The 23763-nt window shown below is 67.8% G+C and carries 17 protein-coding genes and 1 tRNA gene; 12 read left to right on the plus strand and 6 right to left on the minus strand.

Features of this window, described 5'->3' with window-relative positions; genetic code table 11:
* The first annotated feature begins 46 nt into the window (after window positions 1-46).
* From cysD to LRA89_RS05510, 4 genes are all read left to right on the plus strand, one after another.
* Complete coding sequence (cysD, locus tag LRA89_RS05495) at window positions 47-958, plus strand: sulfate adenylyltransferase subunit CysD (RefSeq protein WP_055760926.1); 912 nt, start codon at window positions 47-49, stop codon at window positions 956-958.
* Complete coding sequence (gene cysN, locus LRA89_RS05500; RefSeq protein ID WP_230769340.1) at window positions 958-2880, plus strand: sulfate adenylyltransferase subunit CysN; 1923 nt, start codon at window positions 958-960, stop codon at window positions 2878-2880. Before cysD ends, cysN begins: the two co-directional genes overlap by 1 nt.
* Window positions 2877-3605: a 3'(2'),5'-bisphosphate nucleotidase CysQ gene (locus tag LRA89_RS05505; RefSeq protein WP_230769341.1), complete on the plus strand. Its 729-nt coding sequence runs from the start codon at window positions 2877-2879 to the stop codon at window positions 3603-3605. Before cysN ends, LRA89_RS05505 begins: the two co-directional genes overlap by 4 nt.
* A gap of 84 nt (window positions 3606-3689) precedes the next feature.
* Window positions 3690-4844, plus strand: coding sequence for an SET domain-containing protein (locus LRA89_RS05510; RefSeq protein ID WP_230769342.1), 1155 nt, complete (start codon window positions 3690-3692; stop codon window positions 4842-4844).
* 5 nt (window positions 4845-4849) lie between these two features.
* Here the strand turns inward: LRA89_RS05510 and LRA89_RS05515 are convergent, their stop codons facing one another.
* Together LRA89_RS05515 and LRA89_RS05520 are read right to left on the minus strand one after the other, a co-directional pair.
* Window positions 4850-6706: a CHASE4 domain-containing protein gene (locus tag LRA89_RS05515; protein WP_055760936.1), complete on the minus strand. Its 1857-nt coding sequence runs from the start codon at window positions 6704-6706 to the stop codon at window positions 4850-4852.
* A complete protein-coding gene (locus LRA89_RS05520) occupies window positions 6703-8598 on the minus strand; it encodes a putative bifunctional diguanylate cyclase/phosphodiesterase (protein ID WP_230769343.1) in 1896 nt (631 codons plus the stop codon). Before LRA89_RS05520 ends, LRA89_RS05515 begins: the two co-directional genes overlap by 4 nt.
* A 208-nt stretch (window positions 8599-8806) precedes the next feature.
* Here LRA89_RS05520 and LRA89_RS05525 point away from each other — a divergent pair.
* A tRNA-Gly gene (locus LRA89_RS05525) sits at window positions 8807-8880 on the plus strand.
* Between the two features lie 8 nt (window positions 8881-8888).
* On the opposite strand, the gene LRA89_RS05530 is transcribed toward LRA89_RS05525, so the two are convergent.
* Window positions 8889-9974: an ROK family transcriptional regulator gene (locus LRA89_RS05530; protein ID WP_230769344.1), complete on the minus strand. Its 1086-nt coding sequence runs from the start codon at window positions 9972-9974 to the stop codon at window positions 8889-8891.
* 157 nt (window positions 9975-10131) lie between these two features.
* Window positions 10132-11010: a DUF6528 family protein gene (locus LRA89_RS05535; protein WP_230769345.1), complete on the minus strand. Its 879-nt coding sequence runs from the start codon at window positions 11008-11010 to the stop codon at window positions 10132-10134.
* A 112-nt stretch (window positions 11011-11122) separates the two neighbouring features.
* Between LRA89_RS05535 and LRA89_RS05540 the strand changes: the two genes are divergently transcribed.
* The 7 genes from LRA89_RS05540 to LRA89_RS05570 all read left to right on the plus strand — a co-directional run bounded on the left by LRA89_RS05540 (window position 11123) and on the right by LRA89_RS05570 (window position 20725).
* The gene (locus LRA89_RS05540; protein WP_230769346.1) at window positions 11123-13828 is read left to right on the plus strand and encodes a TonB-dependent receptor; all 2706 of its coding nucleotides are present in this window, start codon (window positions 11123-11125) and stop codon (window positions 13826-13828) included.
* Entirely contained in the window at window positions 13828-15369 is a 1542-nt protein-coding gene (locus tag LRA89_RS05545) for a glycerophosphodiester phosphodiesterase family protein (protein ID WP_162236481.1), read from the plus strand. The genes LRA89_RS05540 and LRA89_RS05545 overlap by 1 nt, the downstream gene beginning before the upstream one ends.
* Window positions 15370-15560: 191 nt before the next feature.
* Window positions 15561-16364 carry a hypothetical protein gene (locus LRA89_RS05550; protein WP_230769347.1) on the plus strand — a complete coding sequence of 268 codons (804 nt, stop codon included), beginning with the start codon at window positions 15561-15563 and terminating at the stop codon, window positions 16362-16364.
* Between the two features lie 81 nt (window positions 16365-16445).
* Window positions 16446-18458, plus strand: a complete 2013-nt coding sequence (gene thrS, locus LRA89_RS05555; RefSeq protein ID WP_230769348.1) for a threonine--tRNA ligase — start codon at window positions 16446-16448, stop codon at window positions 18456-18458.
* A 63-nt stretch (window positions 18459-18521) separates the two neighbouring features.
* On the plus strand, window positions 18522-19055 hold the full coding sequence (infC, locus tag LRA89_RS05560) for a translation initiation factor IF-3 (protein ID WP_055760955.1): 534 nt from the start codon (window positions 18522-18524) through the stop codon (window positions 19053-19055).
* A gap of 300 nt (window positions 19056-19355) precedes the next feature.
* Window positions 19356-19802, plus strand: a complete 447-nt coding sequence (locus LRA89_RS05565) for a DUF1003 domain-containing protein (RefSeq protein WP_230769349.1) — start codon at window positions 19356-19358, stop codon at window positions 19800-19802.
* A 131-nt stretch (window positions 19803-19933) separates the two neighbouring features.
* Window positions 19934-20725 (plus strand): hypothetical protein, encoded by a 792-nt coding sequence (locus LRA89_RS05570; protein WP_230769350.1) that lies wholly within the window; start codon window positions 19934-19936, stop codon window positions 20723-20725.
* Window positions 20726-20742: 17 nt separating this feature from the next.
* Here the strand turns inward: LRA89_RS05570 and LRA89_RS05575 are convergent, their stop codons facing one another.
* Together LRA89_RS05575 and LRA89_RS05580 are read right to left on the minus strand one after the other, a co-directional pair.
* Complete coding sequence (locus LRA89_RS05575; protein ID WP_230769351.1) at window positions 20743-20952, minus strand: hypothetical protein; 210 nt, start codon at window positions 20950-20952, stop codon at window positions 20743-20745.
* A gap of 39 nt (window positions 20953-20991) precedes the next feature.
* Complete coding sequence (locus tag LRA89_RS05580; RefSeq protein ID WP_230769481.1) at window positions 20992-23748, minus strand: [protein-PII] uridylyltransferase; 2757 nt, start codon at window positions 23746-23748, stop codon at window positions 20992-20994.
* Window positions 23749-23763: the final 15 nt, after the last annotated feature.

Here is a 23763-nt window from a genome sequence, read left to right on the forward strand (position 1 = left end):
TGCTTGCTTTGTCCCACGGTCCCGCGCCCCTACCTGAAGGGCGATCATGACCGAATTTGCGACCCTCACCCATCTCCAGCGGCTGGAAGCCGAGAGCATCCACATCCTGCGCGAAGTCGTCGCCGAGGCCGAACGCCCGGTGATGCTCTATTCGGTCGGCAAGGATTCGGCGGTGATGCTGCATCTCGCCAAAAAGGCGTTCTTCCCCGCGCCCCCGCCCTTCCCGCTGCTGCATGTCGACACGACGTGGAAATTCCGCGCGATGTACGATCTGCGCGACAAGGCGGCACGCGATGCCGGCATGGAGTTGCTGGTCCATCGCAACCCCGACGCGGCGGCGCGCGGCATCAACCCGTTCGACCATGGCAGCCTCCATACCGATCTGTGGAAGACCGAAGGGCTGAAGCAGGCGCTCGACCACTATGGTTTCGACGCCGCGTTCGGCGGTGCCCGGCGCGACGAGGAAAAGAGCCGCGCCAAGGAACGCATCTTCTCGTTCCGTTCGGCCAATCACCGCTGGGACCCGAAGGCGCAGCGGCCCGAGCTGTGGCACCTCTACAATGCGCGCAAGGCGAAGGGGGAGTCGATCCGGGTGTTCCCGTTGTCGAACTGGACCGAGCTCGACATTTGGCAATATATCCTTGCCGAGAAGATCGAGATCGTGCCGCTCTATTTCGCCGCACCCCGCCCGACCGTCGAGCGCGACGGCATGTTGCTGATGGTCGACGACGACCGGTTCCGGCTGAACCCCGGCGAAGTGCCGGTCGAACGGTCGATCCGCTTCCGCACGCTTGGCTGCTATCCGCTGACCGGCGCGGTGGAGAGCGAGGCGGCGACGCTCACCCAGGTTATCCAGGAAATGCTGCTGACCACCACCTCGGAACGACAGGGCCGCGCGATCGACCGCGACGCGGGATCGGCGAGCATGGAAAAGAAGAAGCAGGAGGGGTATTTTTGATGACGACCGCCCCCGCCTATACCCCCGATGCGCTGATCGCGGCCGACATCAATGCCTATCTGGCGCAACACCAGCGCAAGTCGCTGTTGCGCTTCATCACCTGCGGCTCGGTCGACGACGGCAAGTCGACGCTGATCGGGCGGCTGCTCTACGACAGCAAGATGATCTTCGAGGATCAGTTGGCCGCGCTGGAAAGCGATTCGAAGCGGGTCGGCACGCAGGGTCAGGAGATCGATTTCGCGCTGCTGGTCGACGGACTTGCTGCCGAGCGCGAGCAGGGCATCACCATCGATGTCGCCTATCGCTTTTTCGCGACCGAGAAGCGCAAGTTCATCGTCGCCGATACGCCGGGCCACGAACAATATACCCGCAACATGGTGACGGGCGCATCGACCGCCGACCTCGCCGTCATCCTGATCGACGCGCGCAAGGGCGTGCTGACCCAGACCCGGCGGCACAGCTATCTGGCGCACCTGATCGGCATCCGCCACATCGTGCTGGCGGTGAACAAGATGGATCTGGTCGGCTACGACCAGTCGGTCTTCGAGCGGATCGTCGCCGACTATCGCGACTTTGCCGAATCGATCGGCATCGCCGGCTTCACCGCCATTCCGCTGTCGGGGTTCAAGGGCGACAACATCACCGCCCCCTCCCCCCATACGCCATGGTATGACGGCCCGGCGCTGATCGAGCATCTGGAAAGCGTCGAGCTGGACGGCGAGGCTGCCGCGCGCAAGGGCTTCCGCCTGCCGGTACAATGGGTCAATCGTCCCAACCTCGACTTCCGGGGCTTTGCCGGCACGATCGCCGGGGGCATAGTGCGGCCGGGCGATGCGGTGCGGGTGCTGCCGTCGGGGCGGACCAGCCATGTCGCACGGATCGTGACGATGGACGGCGATTTGGCCGAGGCGGTCGCCGGCCAGTCGGTCACGCTGACGCTGACCGACGAGGTCGACTGTTCGCGCGGCGACGTAATCGCCGCCGCCGACACCCCGCCGCAGGTCGCCGACCAATTCCGCACGACCATCGTGTGGATGGACGGCGAACCGCTGCTGCCGGGCCGCGCCTATTGGCTCAAGACAGCGGCGGGCACCGTCTCGGCGACGGTACAGGCCCCGCGCCACGCGATCGACGTCAACACGCTGGCCGAACTGTCGGTCCGGACGCTCGGCCTCAACGACATCGGCGTGGCCGACGTGTTCACCGACCGCGGCATCGCCTTCGAGCCTTACGGCGAGAACCGCGAACTGGGCGCGTTCATCCTGATCGACAAGATCAGCAACGCGACGGTCGCGGCGGGCATGATCGATTTCTGCCTGCGCCGCAGCCAGAACGTCCATTGGCAGTCGGTCGACATCACCCGGCAGGCGCATGCCGCGCAAAAGAACCAGAGTCCGAAGGTGCTGTGGTTCACCGGCCTGTCAGGATCGGGCAAGTCGACGATCGCCAATCTGGTCGAGAAGAAGCTCCACGCACTCGGCAAGCACAGCTTCCTGCTCGATGGTGACAATATCCGCCACGGCCTGAACCGCGATCTGGGCTTCACCGATGCCGACCGGGTCGAGAACGTCCGCCGCGTCGGCGAAGTGGCGAAGCTGATGGCCGATGCCGGGCTGATCGTGCTCACCGCGTTCATCTCGCCGTTCAGGGCCGAGCGCGATCTTGCCCGGTCGATGCTGCCGGCGGGTGAGTTCGTCGAGGTGTTCGTCGATACGCCGCTCAGCGTTGCCGAAGCGCGCGACGTGAAGGGGCTGTACGCCAAGGCGCGCAGCGGCGCGCTGGCCAACTTCACCGGCATCGACAGCCCGTACCAAGCGCCGCTCCGTCCCGACATCCATGTCGACACGACGCGTGAAAGCCCCGAGGCGGCGGCCGAGCGGATCGTCGAGCATGTGCTGGGCATCTGGGCGCCCACGCTGTGAGCGACGCGCTGCTCGCCAGTGCGATCGCGGCGGAAGCGGGCAAGCTGCTGCTGGCGATCCGCGCCGAAGGGGCCGAGCACGGCAAGACGCTCGGCGATCGTGGCGATCGCATGGCGAACACGCTGATCCTCGAGCGGTTGCGTGCCGAGCGGCCGGGCGCGTTCATCCTGTCGGAGGAGTCGGCGGACGACAAGTTGCGCTGCGGATCGGCGGAGACGTGGATCGTCGACCCGCTCGACGGGACGCGCGAATATGCCGAGGGGCGTGACGACTGGGCGGTGCATGTCGCGCTGGCGGTCGAGGGACGGGCGATGACCGGCGCGGTGGCGTTGCCAGCACTCGGGCTGGTGCTGGCGACCGAGCCCGCGCCGTTCGTGCCGCCGCCCCCGCCGCGTCGGCGGATGGTCGTCAGCCGCACCCGCCCCGCCCCCGAAGCATTGGCGGTTGCCAAAGCGCTCGACGCCGCGCTGTTGCCGATGGGATCGGCCGGGGCCAAGGCGATGGCGGTGGTACGCGGCGAGGCCGACATCTACCTCCATTCGGGCGGGCAGTATGAATGGGACAGTTGCGCGCCGGTCGCGGTGGCGCTCGCCGCCGGGCTGCACGCCTCGCGCATCGACGGCACGCCGCTGCGCTACAATTGCCATGATACGTGGCTGCCCGACCTGCTGATCTGCCACCGGGGCGATGCCGACCGCATCCTCGCGCTGATCTCCGCCGGCTGACCGCGGCGCACATTCGTACGATCAGATCCGAACGCCGCTGGACGCTGTTAACCCACCTTGATAACGTTTCGGTAAGGGGGACGTGTGGGGATCGATCCGTGGATCATGGTGGCGCTCGTCGCGAACATCGCAGGCTATGCGGTGTATCTGCGCGCGCTGCGGCGTGATCTGGTCGAACCCAATCGCGCCTCGTGGCTGATCTGGAGCATCGGCACCGGCGTCGAGGCGGCGACCTATGCCGCGGTCAACCCCCGCGCGCTCCAGACGATCGTCCTGCTCGTCTCGGCGCTTGCCTGCATCCTCGTGATGCTGGGCATCTGGCGGCGGTCGGCATGGGCCTCGCCCAGCCGGAGCGAAACGGCCTGCATCGTCGCCAGCCTCGGCGCGCTGGTCCTGTGGCTCGGCTTCCGCGATGCCTTCTGGGCGCATATGCTGGTGGTGGCGGCAGTGCCGGTCAGCTTCTGGCCGACATGGGTCGCCGCCCGTGCCGATCCGCAGCGCGAACGCTCACCGGCATGGGGGCTGTGGACGATCGGCGACCTTGCCACGCTGCTGGTCGCGCTGGGTGTCGCGCATGGGCGCAGCGTCGGCGAACTCGCCTATCCGATCGTCGAGCTGGCGTCGCATGCGGCGGTATGGGGACTGGTGCTGTGGGGCACTCGCCGGCGCAGCGCGCGCGCGCTGACAGCGACCGCCATCGCCGAACGGTTCCGCGTCGGCACCAATCATCTCGGCAAGGCGGTGTTCGCCAATACCGCCATCCGCGAGGGTGCGCGGCTGTTCCCCTTCACCGGCCCCCGCCTGCGTGCCGCGCGGGTGCCGCAGCAATTGCTGGGCAACAGCGACCGGTATGTTCAGGTAACGCCCGATGAATATATGGGGCCGTCAGGGCGGATCGACGACCTCGTCAACCATAGTTGCGATCCCAACGCGGGGCTGCGCTTCGCCGACGACGGCGTCTGGCTGGTCGCGCTGCGCGACATCGCGGCGGGCGAGGAAGTGGCGTGGGACTATTCGACCACGCTCAGCGAGAGCAACTGGCACATGCTGTGCCAGTGCCGCGCCCCCGAATGTCGCCGGGTGATCGGCAATTTCGCCGGCCTGCCGCCCGAGCGACAGGAATGGTTCCGCGCCAAGGGGGTCGTCGCCCCCTATCTGCGTCGGCGCGACGACACGACCCTGCCCGATGCGTCGCCATCAGTCGCGGTCGGCGCGGGCAAGGCGTCGATCGGCTTTTGATTCGATCAGGCGGCAGCGCTCGCCTGCATTGCCTCCGCCGCCTGTAGCGTCAGTACCGCATGCGCCCCGCACCCCGGTCCCTCACTCTCCAGCCGCAGCGCGCCGCCCATCGCGACCATCGAATTGGCGCACCAGTGCAGCCCGAGGCCGCCCGACTTGTGCGACCGCGTCGAATAGCCGCGCTGGAACAGCAGCGCAGCCGTAGCCGGGTCGAAGCCTTCGCCGTCGTCCGAAATCGTCACGGTCACGTCGTGCTGCGCCTCGGCGATCGTCACGGTGATCTGCCCCCCCGCCCCGATCCGCGCGGCGATCGATTCGGCCGCGTTGCCGAACAGGTTGCCGATCACCTGGCTCAGAATCACCCGGTTGGCGAGCACCCAATAGGGCTGTGCCGGGAACGAGAAGGCGATCGAATGTTCGCCCGAATAGCGGGCAATCGCGGCGTTGCGCGCGACGATGTCGGTCACGTCGCACGGGTCGAGCGGCGGGCGTTCATGCGCCGCCTGCTGCTGCTCGCCGATGATGTCGAGGACATTGTGCAACGCCGCCCGCCCGATCTCGAGCTGGGCCATGCGCTCGATCCGCGCCGCGCTCGCCGCCTGCGTGGCGGCGGTGATGAACCCGGCCAGCTTGCGCCGCCGTGCCGGGACCACATCGTCGTTGGCCAATTCGGCCACCGCCCGGTCGAGCAGCGCGCGGTCGGCGACCGGTGGCTGGATGAGGCCGTGCGACAGGATCGTGCTGATCGGCGACAAGGCGTTGCGGACATTGTGCATCACCGCCACCGCGCTTTCCGACCGGCCGAGGCGGAACGACTGCGCCTCTAACTGTTCGGACAGGTCGTTCAACTGGCGCAGCATCGCGTTGAAGCTGGTGACGAGCGAGCCGATCTCGTCGTCGCGCCGTTCCTCGCGCAGCACGCGCATCGTGCCCGACGCGCGGACGTCGTGCATGTGCCGTTCGATCCGCGCCAGCGGCCGCAGCACCAGCCGCGCGACGATCCGCGTCAGCACCAGCAGCATGAGCGCAAGCAGCAACACCGTGCCCCCGACCGCCAGCCACAGCATCTGCCGGCCGAGCAGCGTCAGATCGCGCGGCACGGTGAAGGCGGCATCGGCGACCGGGCGACCGTCCGCTCCGGCGATCGGCACCGCGATCGACAGGGTACGCGGCCGCGTGGTCATCCGCCACGCCGTCCCTTGCGTATCGGAGCGGATAACGGCGGGAAGCTGCACCAGCGCCGCCAGTTGCTTCGAGGACATGGCGCGGGCCATCAGCACGAAACCGCGTGGATCGCCGCTGCCGTCGCTGCGCCGGACGCGCGCGACGCCGATCGCGCTCAGCCGGTCGCCCAGCCGGATATAGAAGCTGGCCGAACTGCGCGGCCCCAGTTGCGCGTCGAGATCGATCCCGCCGATCGCCTTCACCAGTTGCGCGCGCATCGCCGGCACGTCACGCCCCGCCGCCTGATCGACCCAGCGCGCGATCACGATGCGGCGGTCGGGCGCGACATAGGCCATACCGTCCATGCCGAGATTGGCCATCGCCAGCACCGAAAAACTGTCGCGCTCGAACGCGGCACTGGGCGCGGCCATATAGGCATAGCTGTCGTTCCAGTCGCCATAGTCGCGCGACGCGCTTTCGACCTTGCCGGCGAATTCGCGCAGCGCCGCGCGGGTCCGCTCGACATGGCCCTGCACCGCCTGCTCCTCCAGCCGGTCGAAACTGGGGGTGATGACCGCGGCCAGCATCACCATGATCGCGACCGCGCCGATCACGCCCGCGGCACTCAGCATCCAGATGAGCTTGCCGCCGAGCGAGCGCGGACGGGGCAGCCGCACCCGCCGGAACCGCGCGGTCATCCGCCGTAGGTGCCGGTGGCGGGCAGCGCCGCGCCGGTCAGGCCGTTGTTGGCAAGCTCGATCGCCACCGGGCCGGCAACCGGGCGCGAGAGATAATAGCCTTGCAGATGCGAACAGCCGGCAACCCGCAGCGCCTGCACCTGCGCATCGGTTTCCACCCCTTCGGCCACGACTTCGAGGCCCAGCGCGCGGCCGAGATGGATGATCGAATGGACGATCGCCGCGCTCTCGCGCTCGCGGCCCATGCCGTCGATGAAGCTGCGGTCGATCTTCAGGCAATCGAGCGCGAACTTGCGGATGTTGTACAGCGACGAATAGCCGGTGCCGAAATCGTCGAGCGCGATGCGGAAGCCCATCTGCCTGAGCTTGTAGAGCGTTTCCGCCGCGCGTTCGGCATTGTCGAAGATCGCGGTTTCGGTGATCTCGATCTGCAGCCGGTTGGGCGGCAGGCCGGTATGCTGCACCTTTTCGAGCACATGGCCGACGAAATTCTGCCGCCGAAACTGGCGGGGGCTGAAGTTGACCGAGACATATTGCCCCGGCCAGTTGGGCAGCATGGCCAGCGCGGTATCGAGCACCCAGTCGCCCAGCTCGTGGATCAGGTTCGATTCCTCGGCGATCGGAATGAACATCGCCGGGCTGATCGCGCCATAGGTCGGGCTGTTCCAGCGCAGCAGCGCCTCGAACGCGACGACGTCCAGCGTGTTGCGCGACACGATCGGCTGATAGACGAGGCTCAGTTCGCCATTGGCGATCGCTTCGGCAAGGCCACTTTCGATCTGGCGGCGGAAGCGGATCGATTCGTCCATGCTGTCGTCGAACACGCGCACCACCCCGCGCCCCGAACGCTTGGCTTCGTTCAGCGCGAGGTCGGCGCGACGCATGACGTCGACGGGTTCGCGCCCGGTATCGCCTTCGACGATGACCACGCCGACCGACGCCGCGCCCTGCACCGAATGGCCGAACACCCGGAAACTGGTCGAACAGGCAAGGACCAGCCGCTCGCAGCGCATCACCGCATCATCCTCGCCGGTGACGGGCATCAGCACGCCGAACTCGTCGCCGCCCAGCCGGGCGACGAATCCTTCGCCCGCGACCTGTTCGGTCAGGATCGTACAGGTCATGCGGATCAGCTCGTCGCCCGCCAGATGGCCGAGCGTGTCGTTGACCAGCTTGAACCGGTCGAGATCGATCATCGCCATCGCGAAGGTCTCGGCCCCACGCACCTGTTCGGTCAGCGCGCGCAGGAACGCGAGGCGGTTGGGCGCCTCGGTCAGCACGTCGTGGTTGGCCATGTGGATGGCCTTGCTCTCGTTCGCCGCCAGTTCGAGCGCCTGTTCCTCCAGTTGCTCGACCTTCGCCGCCAGCGCGGCGCGCATGTCGGCCAGTTCGCGGTCGGACTGCCAGCGGTGCGACAGCGCGGTCGCCATCTGGCGGATTTCCTCCACCTCGAACGGCTTGGCGAGATAGAAGATCTTGTCCGCCGGGCCGGCGGCGCGGCTGATCTCCAGCGGGGAGAAGTCGGAATAGCCGGTGACGATCACGATCTGCACATCGGGGTCGAGCGCGCGGATGCGGGTCGCCGTCTCGCGCCCGTCGATGCCGGGCGGCATCCGCACGTCGATGAACGCGACGGCGAAGCGATCACCCTCCGCGATACCGCGTTCGACCGCCGCGACCGCGTCCAGCCCCTGGGTATGGTGGATCAGCCGGAAATCGGGCTCATCGGCCGCGACCGTCGCCTCGACGTCGTCGAACAGCTCGGCGGCCATCGCGCCCAGCATATCGGCGGTGTCGTCGCGCCGGAACGACCGGCGATAGGCGTCATGGACCGCCGATTCGTCGTCCACGATCAAGATCCGCACTATGCCCGCTCCCGTCTCGAAACTCATGGGTATCGAGGTAGGCGGACAGGGTTAAATGCGGGTTAAGCAGGGTTCGTAACCGCGATGCCCTGCCCCGCCGACAGGACGGACCGCCGCCGGGCGCCCGATCGCCACCCCCTGCTTGCACCCGACGGAACAACGCGATAAGGCGCACGCATCGCTGGTGGAAACCATAGCGATCGACGGCGGGACCGCATGGCGCTCCCCACCCGTTGCGGGTGTAGCTCAATGGTAGAGCAGAAGCTTCCCAAGCTTACGACGAGGGTTCGATTCCCTTCACCCGCTCCAACCGACCGTCAGTCAGGGCTTATCCCGTCGGGATCGAAGAACGCGGCGCGCAGCGGCAGGGTCGCGGCGCCGATCGCGGCAGCGTCGCCGTCGATGACCGAGGATATGATCCGGGGGGCAGGCCGGTGATGGCCGCGGCGTTCCGGGTTGGTGAAGCGGACCCGATCGATGATTCGCGCGGCCAAGGCGGGGGGCAGGCGTCCGCCCAGCACGATCATCGCCGGGTCGGCCACTGCCGAGATCGCGGACACCACCAGATCGAGCGAGGGGATGCTGCGGTCGAGCCAGACGCCGACCGCCGGATGGTCGACGTCGAACGCGGCGAGCATCGAATGCAGGTCGGGATAGGCGGTCCCCATCGCGGCGAAGGTCAGCCGTAGCGCCTCGAGGTTCGGCTGCGGCCAGTCGACCGGCAGGATCGACGCAAATTCGCCGGCGTTGCCATGGCTCCCACGCAACGGCAGCCCCTGCGCGATGATGCCGCCGCCGAACCCGGCCGAGAAATAGAGATAGGCGAAGTCGCGCACGCTGCGACCGTGGCCGAGCATCGCCTCGCCGATCGCGGCGACGTTGCCGTCGTTGTCGATCCACACCTTTTGCCCGAGCGCGTCGGCCAATATCGTGTCGAGTGGGACCAGCGCCCATGGATCGAGCAGCCGTGGCGGGTTGAGCCGCGCGCCATCGCCGATGAAATAGCCGGTGACGCCAATCCCGATGCCGACCAGCGTCGCCGGATCGCGGCCTGCGTCGGCGACGGCATGGTCGATCATCCGGCGGATCTGGTGGCAGGCGCGATCGATGCCGGTGTCGACCAGCCGCTCGGTCCGCGCCGCCTCAACGGTGCCGGCCAGATCGAGCAGCACGAGCGAGACGGCATCGGTCATCACCGACAGCCCGACCGCGAACGCCGCGCCCCCCTCCAGCGCCAGCTTGGCGGCGGGCTTGCCGCGACCGGCGGCGATCGGGGCGGCTTCGTGCAACAGGCCGCGCGCGATCAGCGGTTCGACCAGCCGGGTGATCGAATGGGGGGCAAGCCCGGTCAGTCGTGCAAGGTCGGCGCGGCTGGAAGGCCCCAGCCGCGACAGCAAATCCATGACCAGCCGTTCGTTGGCGGTCGCGGTCCGTCGGCCATCGTCCCGAAGAAAATGGGCTGGAAACGCCCCGGCGGTGATCCCGTTCATCGGCCTGAAAAGCGGCGTCGGCGCACCGCTGTCAAGCACGACCGTATCGGGATCGCCGCCGGGCCGGCGCTCAGCGGAGCCAGCGGACCTTGTAGAGCCGCATGCCCGGCGTTTCGATCCGACGCGGCGCGGCCATGGCGCGGTTGGCGACGGTGAAGCCGTGCGCCCACCAGCTTTCCTCGGCCTGCACCCATGCGGTCGCACGGGCCGACACGCTGACCGACTTGACCTTCAGCTTCGGGTTGAGCGCCGCGATCGGCGTGAACCGGCCGCGCGCCGGATCGAAGGTCCATGCGCCATCGTCGGTGGTGACGACATAGCCGCCATCGGGAGTCGGCGACAGGTCATGCCCGTCGCGCCGCCCCGGCAACGTCCAGCGCTGCGTTTCGACGAGTTGCGGGGTGGCCGCGCGCGGATCGAACGAGAACGCCTGCACCATGTCGTGCGACAGCGCGAACAGCCGCTTGCGGCGGGCGTCCCACACCGCGCCATGGCCCGAGGGCAGCGGCAGGGTGAGCAGCGGGGTTTCGCTCTGCGACAGGCGGTAGAGTTCCAGCCGGTCGCCGCGCGGATGGATCGACAGCGCGACGGCGGCATAGCCGCCGGGCAGCAGGTCGGCCGAATGCGCCATCGGCGCGGTCGCGCGGAACCGGACCTTGCCGGTCGCCCGGTCGACCAGCACCACCCCGCCGGTCGAGGCGGTGACGAGGATCGCCCGGCCACCGTCGACCGGCTTGCAGTCGTCGATATGCGCCAGCAGCTTCGTGCGATAGGCGGCGGGCAGATCCTCGGCCGCCGCCGCGCTCCAGCGCCAGGTTTCGACCACCGATTCGCCGCTCACCCGATATTCGCGAATCTGATCGTCGCCACAGGCATAGAGCCGCTCCGATGCGGCGGCGGGTCCGTGCGCCATCATCCCGGCAAGCGCCATCAGCATCTTCGACGTCATCATTTTTCCCGTTCCCATCCAATCATGTTTGCGTCTTCCCATACCGTCACAGTTATGTCACCTATAGTGAATAATAACCGCCCGACCAGATCGGGGATAGAGGGGAAACACCATGAAACTGTTCGTTACGACACGCGCGATCCTGTTGCTGTCATCGGCCATCGCCGCGCCCGCCATGGCGCAGGGCGTGCCGCCCGCGCCCGCCGCCGGCACGCCGCAGGACGAGGCCGAAGGCGAGATCGTCGTCACCGGCGCGCCGCTTCAGGCGCTGCGCGAGATCGAGGCGAAGCGCACGATCGCCGTCATTTCGGACAGCATCAGCGCCGACGAGATCGGCACGCTGCCCGACTTCGGTCTGGGCGAGGCGCTGACCCGCGTGCCGGGTGTTTCGACCGTGCAGAACAACGCGCGCGGCGAAGCGCAATTCCTGTCGATTCGCGGCCTCAACGCCGACTACAACCTCGTCCAGATCGACGGCGTGACGCTGCCCGCCAACGAGGTCGGCCGCCGCAACGTCTCTCTCGACGTCATCCCCTCGTCGCTCGCCTCACGGGTCGAGGTGTACAAGTCGGTCAACGCCGCGATGAACGGCAACGCGATCGGCGGGGTTGCCAACCTGCGCACGCGCAGCGCGTTCGACAATGGCGGCAAGGGCTTCCTCGGCGGGCGTTTCGACATCGGCACCTGGGACTATCGCCGGGTCCGCGCCGATGCGACCCCGTCGGGCCAGGCCGAACTGATCGCCGCCGCCACCTTCGGCCCCGAGCGCAAGTTCGGCTTCGTCGTGTCGGCCAGCTATTTCCGCCGCGACTCGGCCTCGCTCAATTCGGCGACCGACAATTATCTGTATTTCGATCCGGCGACGGGCGGGCGGCTGACATCGCCGGCGAACGACGTGTCGAATGCCCTCGTCGCGCCGGATCGCCGCCGCTGGCTGCACTATGACAACGTCCGTCAGCGCTACGGCGCGTTCGGCAAGCTGGAATTCGACGACCATATCCTGTTTCGCGCCGCGTTCACGCTGGCCGACTTCCGCCACACCAACGACGAGGAGCGCCAGTCGAACATCGTCATCGCCAATACTGCGGTGACGGCGGCCACCAACCGCTACACCAACTTCGCCGACGTGACGGCAAGCGGCGGATCGGTGGCCAATGCCAATGCGCAGGTCGATCTGGCGCAGTTCGCCCAGCAACGCCGGGTGCGCTACGGCGACTTCCATGCCGAACTGACCCCCGCCGACACCGTCCGTGCCGATTTCGGCGTCAACTATGCGGTGTCGACCTATCGTCAGGATGCGACGCTCGCGACCTATCGCATCGCCAATACGCCGAACCTCGCCTATCGCTATGCGATCACGCCCGGCGACTTTCCCCGCTTCACCTTCGCCAATGCCGGCTATGCCTTCGATCCGGCCAATTACCGCCAGTTCGAATATGGCACGACCGCCGACAACAACCGCGAACGCGCGCTGACCGCGCAGGCCAATCTGGGCGTCAACATGACGGCCGAAGAACGTGGCTGGGGCGTCCAGACCGGAGCCTATGCCCGGTTCCTCAACCGCCGCTACGATTTCACCGTCCTGAATTTCCGCCCGCTGTCGACGAGCAATTTCCTGCTGTCGGCAGTCGACGATCCCGATGCGCGCTTCTCCGCCTATAACAGCGGCAACCAGCCGATGCTGTTCGTCGACCCCCGGCTCGCCGCCGATTTCTTCGCCGCCAACGGCAGCGGCTTCAGCGCGAATACCGCCAACACCTCGGCCAGCCTGACGCCCGACTATTCGCTGGGCGAGGACATTCTCGCGGGCTACGTCATGACGCGCTACGCGACCGATGCGATCGAGGTGACGAGCGGAGTACGCTACGAACAGACCGACCTGCGCACCACCTCGACCTCCAGCAACACGCGGGCCGGCGTCACCAGTTTCGTGTTCGGTCAGCGCGAGCAGGATTACGGCTATTGGCTGCCCTCGGCACAGGTGAACTGGAACGTCAGCGACCGGTTCAAGCTGCGCGCCGCCGCCAGCCGGACGCTCGGCCGCCCCAATTACGACGATCTGGCGGCGCGCGAGGTCGTGTCGATCTTCTCGCAGGCCGATGGCGGCGGGCGGACGATCACCAGCGGCAATCCCGACCTGAAACCGCGTCTTGCCAGTAACTATGACATCAGCGCCGAATTCTATGTCGACCGCGACATCCTGTTCTCCGCCGGGCTGTTCCTGAAGGACATCCGGAACGAGATCCTGACCGCGCGCAATCAGGCGATCGAGACGGTCGACGGCACGCCCACGCTGGTCACGCGCATCCGTCCGGTCAACGGCAGCACGTCGCAGATCAAGGGGGTGGAGCTGAACGCGGTGGTGTCGCGGATGCGCTTCCTGCCCGGCCCGCTCGCCGGCTTCGGCTTTTCCGCCAACGTCACGCTGCTCGATCCGACGCCGCCGAGCGTGGTGTCGCCGAACGGCCTGGGCACGCGGCAATTGTCCGGCCTGTTCGAAAGCGCCAACACCGTCGCCAACGCCAAGCTGTTCTATACCGCCGGACCGGTGCAGGTGCAGGGTGCGTGGAACCACCTGTCGCCCGTCCTCTTCTCGGTTTCCACGTCCGATCCGTTGCAGGACCGGCGCTATGCGACCAGCGACCTGTTCGACGCGCAGATCCGCCTGAAGCTCGACCGTCGCTTCACCATCGTGGCGCAGGGCAAGAACCTGACCAACTTCCGCCCGCAGCGCCTGTTCGGACCGGGCTTCGGACTGCTGCGCGAGGAGATCAACAACGGGCGCGCCTTCTACATCGGCGCGCTGGTCCGCTACTGATGCGGTACACGGTCCTGCTGCCGTTGCTCGCGCTGGCGGCGCCCGCCGCCGGGCAACCTTATCTGGCCGGGCCGGGCGTCGCGTTGCGCGACGTCCTGCCGCAGCCGCCCGTGACCGGATCAAGCGAGGACGCAGCCGATCGCGCGACGTTCCGGGCGACCCGGTCGCAGGAGGGCACGCCGCGCTGGCGACAGGCGATCGCGGACGTCGATGAAAGCACCCCCGCCATGCTCGCGGACTTCACGGCGGCGGCGGGCCAGCCGCTGTCGCTCGAGGCGACGCCGGTGCTGGCAAGGTTGCTGACGCGGATGCGCGGCGACGTGGCGGCGGCGGTGAACGTCGCCAAACGCGGTTATGCCCGCCGCCGCCCGTTCCTGGTCGATGCCGGTGCGATCTGCCAGCCGCGCGCCGCGCTGGAGAACAGCTACGATTATCCCTCGGGCCATACGGCATGGGGCACGTCGGTCGCGCTGGTGCTGGCCGAACTGTTGCCCGCGCGGGCGAGCGACATCCTCGCGCGGGGCCGGGAATATGGCGAAAGCCGGATCATCTGTGGCGCGCATAATGCCAGCGCGGTCGCCGCCGGGCGGCAGGCGGCGGCGGCGATGGTCGCTCGGCTGCACGGCGATGCCGGATTCCGGCGTGACCTCGACGCCGCGCGGCGCGAGCTGGACCCGGCGTTGCGCATCATGGCACGGATCGCCGATCCCGCCGCCGGCCCGGTCGTGATCGCCCATCGCGGCTGCCATGCCACGATCAGGGGCCTGGGCAGCGCACCCGAAAACTCGCTGGCGGCGCTGGAGCATTGCGTCGCCAAGGGGATCGACGTGATGGAAACCGACGTGCGGATGACGCGCGACGGGCATCTGGTGATGATCCACGACGCCACCGTCGACCGGACGACCGACGGGCACGGCCGGGTCGCCGACCTGACGCTCGCGCAGATTCAGGCGCTGCGGCTGCGCGACGATCTCGGCGGGGCCGGTGCGGCGCTGACCGACCGCCGGGTCGTGACGCTCGACACGATGCTCGCGGCGGCGGCGGGGCGGATCGTCCTCAACCTCGACGTCAAGGATTCGGTTTACATCGAAGTAATCGAGGCGGTGCGGCGCGCCGGGGCCGAGGGGCGGGTGCTGGTGAAGGCGACGGCGGGGATCGCCAGCCCGCCGCTCGCCGGGCTGGCGCCCTATGCCGCCGTCCCGTTCATGCCGATGCTGTCGGGCACCACCGATCTGGCGCAGGTGATCGAACGCCAGTCGCAGGCGACGGTCCGCCCGGTCGGCTATGAGATTCCGCGCATGGCGCTGTCGGACCTCGCCAGTGTCGTGGAAGCCGCGCGCAAGGCCGGCGGGCGACTGTGGGCGAACAGCCTGTGGGAAGGCTTCGTGAGCGGCATCGGTGGCGATACCGCCGCGCTGGCCGATCCCGATGCGGTATGGGGGCGGCTGATCCGGGGCGGCGTCTCGATGATCCAGAGCGATCATCCCGCCGAACTGCACGATTTCGTCGTCGGCCGGGCGCGTTCGGCTGCGGCGCATTGAGTGGCGGTGCCAGCCCGCTCCCCCTCCCCGCCACCCATTCAGGATACTTGCGTGGGTGGCGGGGAAGGGGAGCGGGCTGGCACTGACCCGAAACTCGCACTTTCGCGAGTTTTCAAACCGACTCCGAACCGTCCGCCGCGCCGCATGATTCCCGTCGCCCGCCGGTCGCGCCTGCGCTAAGGGCCGGTCCGGTGGCGACGCAGGTGATTCAGGAACGATATTCCGCGCAGGCGCCCGTACCGCTGCGCCGGCGCGTGGCGACGCTGGCGCTGGTCGTCGGCATCCACCTGCTGATCCTGTGGCTGCTGCTGCACATCGCGCCGACGATCATGTCGCCGCCGCCCGGCCCCGAATCGGCGCTGGTGGTCGACATGCTGCCCGCCGACCGGGTCGCCCCGGCCGCCGCCCCGGCGAAACAGGCGGCGCGCAAGGCGGCATCGGGCAGCGCCGCGACCGCAGCCCCGGTCGAGCGGGTCGCCCCCCCGCCCGACATTCCGCCGCCCCCGCCGGTGCCGACCGCGCCCAGCGACGACATCTGGTCGCGGGTGATCCCGATGACCGGGCGCGACTTCGCCCGTGCCGCGATCGCCCCGGGCAAGAGCGCGGCGACCGAGGGGGCCGGGAGCGGTGCCGCCAAGGGCGACAGCGGCGATGGCGACGCGGTGGCCGATGCCGGCGGCGGCAGCGGCGGCGGCGACCGGCTCTATGCCGCCGACTGGTATCGCCGCCCGACCCATGCCGAGCTGTCGACCTATCTGTCGCCGCGCGCCCAGCCCGGCTGGGGCGAGATCGCGTGCCGCACCATCCCGAACAATCAAGTCACCGACTGCCGCGAGATCGGCCAGTCGGCGCGGGGATCGGGGCTGGCCGGCGCGGTGCGGCAGGCGGCGTGGCAGTTCCGCATCGTGCCGCCGCGCGTCGGCGGCAAGCCGCTGATCGGGGTGTGGGTCCGCATCCGCATCACCTATTCGGACAAGGGCGCGGCGGTGGAGTGAGGCCGCCGCGCATCCTTGCCCTCCCCCGCCCCAACGGCTAGTCGGCAGGCGTTTACCTTCCTCGCACACCGGGTCGCTTCCATGTCCGCATTGTTCCGCATCACCCTCCCCGACGGCGCCGTCCGCGAGGTGACGCCGGGCACTACCCCTGCCGACATCGCCGCCGCGATCTCGCCGGGGCTGCGCAAGGCGGCGATCGCCGCCAGGGTCGACGGACAGGTGCGCGATCTCAACCGCCCGTTCGACGGCGACGCCGCGCTGGCGCTCGTGACCGCGAAGGACGAGAGCGACGCGCTCGAACTCCACCGCCACGACTTCGCGCACGTTCTGGCCGAAGCGGTGCAGACGCTCTATCCCGGCACGCAGATCACCTTCGGCCCGGCGACCGACGACGGCTTCTACTATGACTTCGCCCCCGCGCCGGGCCGCGGCATGTTCACCGACGAGGATCTGCCGCTGATCGAGGCCGAGATGCGCCGGATCATCGCGCGCGGCGAAAAGTTCGTGCGCGAGGTCGTGACGCGCCAGCAACTGATCGACCGCTGGACCGCACAGGGCGAGACGTTCAAGGCCGAGTGGGCCGCCGAACTGCCCGAGGGCGAGGAACTGACGATCTATCGCCAAGGCGAATGGCTCGACATGTGTCGCGGGCCGCACCTCGAATCGACCGCCAAGCTCGATCCGGCGGCATTCAAGCTGACCCGCGTGTCGGGGGCCTATTGGCGCGGCGATCAGAAGAACGCGATGCTCAGCCGCATCTACGGCACCGGCTGGCTGTCGAAGAAGCAGCTCGACGCGCATCTGACGCGACTGGAGGAGGCCGCCAAGCGCGACCACCGCAAGCTGGGCGCGGAAATGGACCTGTTCCATCTCCAGAGCGAGGCGCAAGGGTCGGTGTTCTGGCACCCCAAGGGCTATATGATGTGGCGGCAGCTTGAGGCGTATATGCGCCGCCGGCTCGACGCGACCGCCTATCAGGAAGTGAAGACGCCGCAGTTGATGGACGCGCGGCAATGGGAACAGTCGGGCCACTGGGGCAAATATCGCGAGAACATGTTCGTCGTTCCCGACGAGATCCCCAATACCGAGGATGAGGGCGCGATCCTGAGCGGCGATGCCGATCTGATGGCATTGAAGCCGATGAACTGCCCGGCGCACGTCCTGATCTTTCGTCAGGGGATCAAGTCGTACCGCGACCTGCCGATCCGCATGGCTGAATTCGGCTGCTGCCACCGCAACGAGCCGCACGGCGCGCTCCACGGCATCATGCGCGTGCGCCAGTTCACGCAGGACGACGCGCACATCTTCTGCCGCGAGGATCAGTTGGTGCAGGAGGTCCGCGACTTCTGCGAGCTGCTCGACTCGGTCTACCGCGATCTGGGTTTCACCGACTATGCGGTGAAGCTGGCGCTGCGCCCGGACAAGCGCTTCGGCTCCAACGACATGTGGGACAAGGCCGAGGCCGAACTGCGCGAGGCGGTGCTGTCGTCGACCCTGTCCGACGACATCAAGGACAAGTTCGAGGAACTGCCCGGCGAAGGCGCCTTCTATGCCCCGAAGCTGGAATTCCACCTGACCGACGCGATCGGTCGGACGTGGCAGGTCGGCACGATCCAGTCGGACCGGGTGCTGCCCGAACGACTCGACGCGACCTATGTCGGCGAGGACGGCAACCGCCACCGCCCGGTGATGCTCCACCGCGCGATCCTCGGCACGTTCGAACGCTTCCTCGGCATCCTGATCGAACATCACGCCGGGCGCATGCCGATGTGGCTATCGCCGGTACAGGCGGTGGTGGCGACGATCGTGTCCGACGCCGACGACTATGCCAACGAGGTCGCCGCCGCGCTGAAAGCCGCCGGCATCCGCGTCGAAACCGACCTGCGCAACGAGAAGATCAACTACAAGGTGCGCGAACATTCGCTGGCCAAGGTCCCGGCGCTGGTGGTGGTCGGCAAGCGCGAGGCGGAGGAACGCACCGTCGCGCTGCGCCGTCTGGGCAGCCAGGGACAGCAGGTAATCGCGCTGGACGAACTGGTCGCGATGCTCCGGCAAGAGGCGCTGGCACCCGATCTTGCGCGGAACCTTTCGTAACCGCGCAAGATTGATTATATAGGTCTTTGGTCAACTACAGGAGCAGCACCTATCCGTCCGCCCATGATGCGACGCCCCAATGCGCCGCCGCCGATGAACGGCCCCCGATTCAACGAATTCATCCAGTCGCCCAAGGTCCGCGTGATCGACCATGAGGGTGAGAATCTGGGTGTGATGTTCACGCGCGCCGCCATCGAGGCCGCTGCCGAGGTCGGGCTCGATCTGGTCGAGGTATCGCCGAACGCCGATCCGCCGGTCGCCAAGTTCCTCGACGTCGGCAAGTTCAAGTACGAGGCGCAGAAGAAGGCGAACCTCGCCCGCAAGACCCAGAAGACGCAGGAGATCAAGGAGATCAAAATGCGTCCGAACATCGACGATCATGATTATGATACGAAGATGAAGAAGGTCGAGGAATTCATCGGCGAGGGCGACAAGGTCAAGGTGACGATGCGCTTCCGTGGTCGCGAGCTGAGCCACGGCCAGCTCGGCATGGCGGTGTTGCAGCGCGTTGCCGAGGCCCTGCACGAGATCGCCAAGGTCGAAGCCTATCCGCGCATGGAAGGCCGCCAGATGCTGATGGTGCTCGCGCCCAAGTAAGCCTCTGCCGCCGGTTTCCGGTCGCTTCGAAAAACCGTCATGTCCCCACGCGCGGACATGACGGTTTTTTAATGTCTCCGTTGCTTGACGCCCGCCGCCGCCGGGCGCATCTGCCCGCCCGAACGGTCCCGCCGTGGTCCGTTCGACTCCGCCAACGTCCCGAGAATGGGTCCATGTCCGACAACGATTCCAGTCGATCGACCGCGCCGCATCGGCCGCTTCCGCCACTCGCCTGATCGTTTCGGGGGGTGCGCGCGAACCGGCCGATGCGGCCGGTCGTCCCGCGCGAGGTACTCCCCGATGAACACCACCCTCCGGTTCCTGACCGATCCCTTCCGCCGTGCCGTGCCCGTGCGCGATCCCAATGCCGCGTTCGACGACACGATGACGCTGGGCGAACGCCTTGCCGACCGGGTCGCCGCGATCGGCGGGTCGTGGGGCTTCATCTCGTCGTTCTGCCTGTTCCTGATCGGCTGGGCGGTGCTCAACACGATCGTGCTGGGGACACGCGCGTTCGATCCGTTTCCGTTCATCTTCCTCAACCTGATGCTGTCGATGCTGGCGGCATTGCAGGCGCCGATCATCATGATGAGCCAGAACCGGCAGGCGGCGAAGGACCGGCTGGAAGTGCGGCTCGATTACGAAACCAACCTGCGGGCCGAGGCGCAGATCAACCGGTTGCTCGAAGAGGTCGCCGCGATCCGCGCCGAACTGGCGGGCGCGACGCCGGTGCGACAGGTCGCCTGACGCACCGGAAACCTTGGCCGACATATTGTTTTGGGACGATCGTCGGGGCCGCGTATACTCGCGCCGCGATGCGTGGGGGGCGGCAACGCGACTCGCCGGTACAGGTCCTGGCCGCAATCTCGGAGGATTGCATGAGGCATCTTGGTTTGGGCGTCGCATTGGCGGCGATCGTTCTTCCCGCGGCGGCATCGGCGCAAAGCGTGTTCGACGGACGGTGGCGGGTCGATCTGGGCAGCACCCAGATTCCGACGAAGCCGTGGGTCCTGACGCTGAACAAGACCGGCTATCGCTGTGTCAGTTGCAGCACGCCATGGGGCATTCCCGCCGACGGAAGCTTCCACCGCGTCGCCGGCCAGAACTATTTCGACGAAGCCGCGCTGAAACAGATCGATCCGCGCACCGTCGAATTCCACTATCGCAAGGGCGGGCGACTGGTCGAAACCGACCGGATCAGCGTGTCCGCCGATGGCAAGACGCTGACCTCGGTCGATACCGACCTTGCCACCGCCAATGGCCAGCCCGCCATCTATCGCAGCACCGCACGGCGGAGCGCGGCGGGCGCGCCCGGATCGCATGTGCTGGGCGGAAGCTGGGTCACGACCTCGTTCGACAAGGGGTCCGACAACACGATGACGGTGACGATGCGGCTGGAGGGCGATCGTTTCTCGTTCGCCGACGGCACCGGATCGCACTATGTCGCGACGTTCGGTGGCCCACCGGTCAAGGTCGAGGGCGACATCGCCGGGCGGATGATCGCGGCCAGGCGGCTCGGTGCCCATGCGGTCCAGCTCGATTCGTCGATCGGCGGCAAGGCGGACAGCCGGATGATCGTGACGGTTACGCCGGACGGCAAGAAGATGAACGTCGAATCGACCAATCTGAAGCAGGGCACGACGGCCCGCTTCGTCGCCTACAAGCAATGACCCCGGCCGGGGGTGGCTCAGTCGCCGCCCCCGCAGCCTCCGCCGTCGCTGCCGCCGCAATCCGACGATCCGCCGTTGCCCCCGTCGCTCCATGCGCCGTCGGAGACGAACCAGTCGCCGCCGCTGGCTGCACGGCGGGGCCGGTCGCGATGAATCCAAGATGCGATGAAGGCGGTGGCCAGCACCACGGCGATGACTGCGATCAGCAGCAGGAACGGCAGGTCCATGGCCGGATGCTGCCCCAATCCCCATCGATCCGCAAGGGATTAAACGAAGCCCGCGAACTCCTTGCCCGCCGCCGCGTCGAGCATCCGCCGCTCCAGCGATTTCAGCCGCAACTGCCCGGTGATCCGGTCGCCGGTCAGATCGGTGACGTAAAAGGTGTCGACCGCGCGTTCGCCATAGGTCGCGACATGCGCCGAATGCAGCGTGACCTTCGACTGGAACAGCGCCTGCGCCAGATGGTGGAGCAGCGCCGGCCGGTCGCGGGCATTCACCTCGATCACGGTGAAGCGGTTCGATGCGGCATTGTCGATCAGCACGTTCGGCTCGATCGGGAACGCTTCGGCGCGCGGCCGCGACAGCGGCTTGGCGGCCAGCCGGTCGCCCAGCTTCATCCGGTTGGCGAGCGCGTCGCCGATCGTCTTCTTCAACCGTTCGAGCTGCCCCGCCTCGTCGAACGGCCCGCCCAGCGGATTCTGGACGAGGAAATTGTCGAGCGCCATGCCGGTGCGGGTGGTGTGGATACGCGCGTCGATGATGTTGCCGCCGGCCGCATGGATCGCCCCGGCGATGCGATAGAACAGCCCGGGGTGATCGGCGGCATGGACCGTCACCAGCGTCGCGCCGCGATCCTCGTCGACGCTGGTTTCGATCGACAGGCGGATGTCGCCGGCGTGATCGACCATCCGTGCGTTGGCGACGATCACGTCGTCGGGCTCGGCGATCCAATAGGCCGGCGGCAGGTGGCGGACATAGGCGGCCAGCGTCTCGCGGTCCCAGCCGAGCGCCGCGCGCAGCGTCTCCTGCTTCTCGGCGATGCGCTCGTCGCGGCCACGCTGCTTGTGGCCGAGGCGCAGGACCTCTTCCGCCGTTTCGAACAGGGTGGTGAGCAACTGGCGCTTCCACCCGTTCCACGTCCCCGGCCCGACCGCGCGAATATCGACGACGGTCAGCACCAGCAGCATGCGCAGCCGCTGCGGCGACTGCACCACGCCGGTAAAGTCGAGGATCGTCTTGAAATCGCTCAAGTCGCGCTTGAACGCGGTGGCCGACATCAGCAGGTGGTGGCGCACCAGCCATGCGACCGTCTCGGTTTCGGCCGGGGTGAGCCCCAGGCGCGGGCACAGCCGCTCGGCGACTTCGGCGCCGAGGATCGAATGGTCGCCGCCGCGCCCCTTGGCGATGTCGTGGCACAGCACCGCGACGAACAGCGCGCGCCGCTGCACGATCCCGCCGAACAGCGCGGTGGCGAGCGGGTGCTCGTCGCGACAGATGCCGCGCTCGACCTGCGACAACAGCCCGATCATGCGGATGGTATGCTCGTCCACCGTATAGTGGTGGTACATGTCGAACTGCATCTGCGCGACGATGCGGCCGAAATCGGGAATGAACCGGCCGAACACCCCCGCCTCGTTCATCCAGCGCAGCACCAGCTCGGGATCGCGCGGGGAGGTCAGCACGTCGAGGAACAACTGGTTGGCGCGCGGATGTGAGCGGACGTGCCCCGCGAGGCGGGCATCGCGCGACGCCGCGCGCATCGCCAGCGGATGGATTTCGAGGCTGTGGAGATCGGCCAGCGCGAAGATCTCGATCAGCCGGACCGGGTCCTCGGCGAAGAAATTGTCCTTGGGCAGCGCGAGGCGCCCGCGATCGAGCACGAAGCCATGCAGCCGGCGCGGCCGCCGCCGCAACCGGGGCAGGCCGAACCGGCTGCCGCGCGCGGCATAGGTTTCGTCGAGATGGCTGAGGAACATGCCGGTCAGGTCGCCGACCCGCTTGGCCTGCAGGAAGTAGAACTGCATGAACCGTTCGACCCGCGATTTGCCGACCCGGTCGCTGTAGCGCATCCGCGTCGCGATCTCGGTCTGCACGTCGAAGGTCAGCCGCTCCTCGGCCCGCCCGGTGATGAGGTGGAGGTGACAGCGCACCGCCCACAGGAAATCCTCGGCGCGATTGAACTTGCGCAGCTCGGGCGCGCTCAGCAACCCGGCGTGTACCAGATCGGCGGCGCGGCGGACGTTATAGGCGTATTTGCCGATCCAGAAGAGCGCGTGAAGGTCGCGCAGGCCGCCCTTCCCCTCCTTCACATTGGGTTCGACGACATAGCGGGTGTCGCCCATCCGCTTGTGCCGCGCGTCGCGTTCGGACAGCTTCTCGGCGATGAAGGTCCGCGCGGTCCCTTCCTGCACCTCCGCCTTGAAGCGGCGCGCCGCCTCGGCATAGAGCGCGGTGTCGCCCCAGACATAGCGCGCCTCGACCAGTGCGGTGCGCACCGTCGCGTCGCCCTTGGCCTGGCGCACCATCTCGTCGAGCGAGCGCGACGAATGGCCGACCTTCAGCCCCAGATCCCATAGCGCGTAGAGCAGCGATTCGATGACCTGTTCGGACCATGGCGTCTGCTTCCACGGGGTCAGCACGCCGATGTCGACGTCCGAATGCGGGGCCATCTCACCCCGGCCATAGCCGCCGACCGCGATCAGCGTCATCCGCTCGGCGGCGGTCGGGTTGGGGTTGGGATGGACCCGGCCGACGATCACCTCCGACAGCGCCAGAAGGATGACGTCGGTCAGCCACGCATAGGCCGCCGCCGTTTCCAGCCCGTGACCCGGCCGGTCGCGAAAGCGCCGTTCGATCTCGGCGCGGCCGCGTGCCAGCGCGTCGCGCAGCACGGCGGTCGCCGCGCGGCGCAATGCCGCACGGTCGCTGTCGTCGGGGATCGCCGCCAGTGCCGCCGCCAGCGCCTGCGGATTCGCGATCGCCTGGGGATCGGGAATCCGTTCGAAGCGCGGCGGCGTCGCCAGATCGGTCGGGGCGGG

The sequence above is a fragment of the Sphingomonas sp. Leaf4 genome, from assembly GCF_920939515.1.
Classification (GTDB): Bacteria; Pseudomonadota; Alphaproteobacteria; order Sphingomonadales; family Sphingomonadaceae; genus Sphingomonas.

What these genes read in the sequence shown, in the direction of transcription:
- LRA89_RS05570 (WP_230769350.1), top strand. Translation starts at nt 19,934, where the DNA reads ATGAGGCATCTTGGTTTGGGCGTCGCATTGGCGGCGATCGTTCTTCCC.
- cysN (WP_230769340.1), top strand. Translation starts at nt 958, where the DNA reads ATGACGACCGCCCCCGCCTATACCCCCGATGCGCTGATCGCGGCCGAC.
- infC (WP_055760955.1), top strand. Translation starts at nt 18,522, where the DNA reads ATGATGCGACGCCCCAATGCGCCGCCGCCGATGAACGGCCCCCGATTC.
- LRA89_RS05520 (WP_230769343.1), bottom strand. Translation starts at nt 8,598, where the DNA reads ATGAGTTTCGAGACGGGAGCGGGCATAGTGCGGATCTTGATCGTGGAC.
- LRA89_RS05515 (WP_055760936.1), bottom strand. Translation starts at nt 6,706, where the DNA reads ATGACCGCGCGGTTCCGGCGGGTGCGGCTGCCCCGTCCGCGCTCGCTC.
- LRA89_RS05545 (WP_162236481.1), top strand. Translation starts at nt 13,828, where the DNA reads ATGCGGTACACGGTCCTGCTGCCGTTGCTCGCGCTGGCGGCGCCCGCC.
- LRA89_RS05530 (WP_230769344.1), bottom strand. Translation starts at nt 9,974, where the DNA reads ATGGATTTGCTGTCGCGGCTGGGGCCTTCCAGCCGCGCCGACCTTGCA.
- cysD (WP_055760926.1), top strand. Translation starts at nt 47, where the DNA reads ATGACCGAATTTGCGACCCTCACCCATCTCCAGCGGCTGGAAGCCGAG.
- LRA89_RS05535 (WP_230769345.1), bottom strand. Translation starts at nt 11,010, where the DNA reads ATGACGTCGAAGATGCTGATGGCGCTTGCCGGGATGATGGCGCACGGA.
- thrS (WP_230769348.1), top strand. Translation starts at nt 16,446, where the DNA reads ATGTCCGCATTGTTCCGCATCACCCTCCCCGACGGCGCCGTCCGCGAG.
- LRA89_RS05540 (WP_230769346.1), top strand. Translation starts at nt 11,123, where the DNA reads ATGAAACTGTTCGTTACGACACGCGCGATCCTGTTGCTGTCATCGGCC.
- LRA89_RS05575 (WP_230769351.1), bottom strand. Translation starts at nt 20,952, where the DNA reads ATGGACCTGCCGTTCCTGCTGCTGATCGCAGTCATCGCCGTGGTGCTG.
- LRA89_RS05565 (WP_230769349.1), top strand. Translation starts at nt 19,356, where the DNA reads ATGAACACCACCCTCCGGTTCCTGACCGATCCCTTCCGCCGTGCCGTG.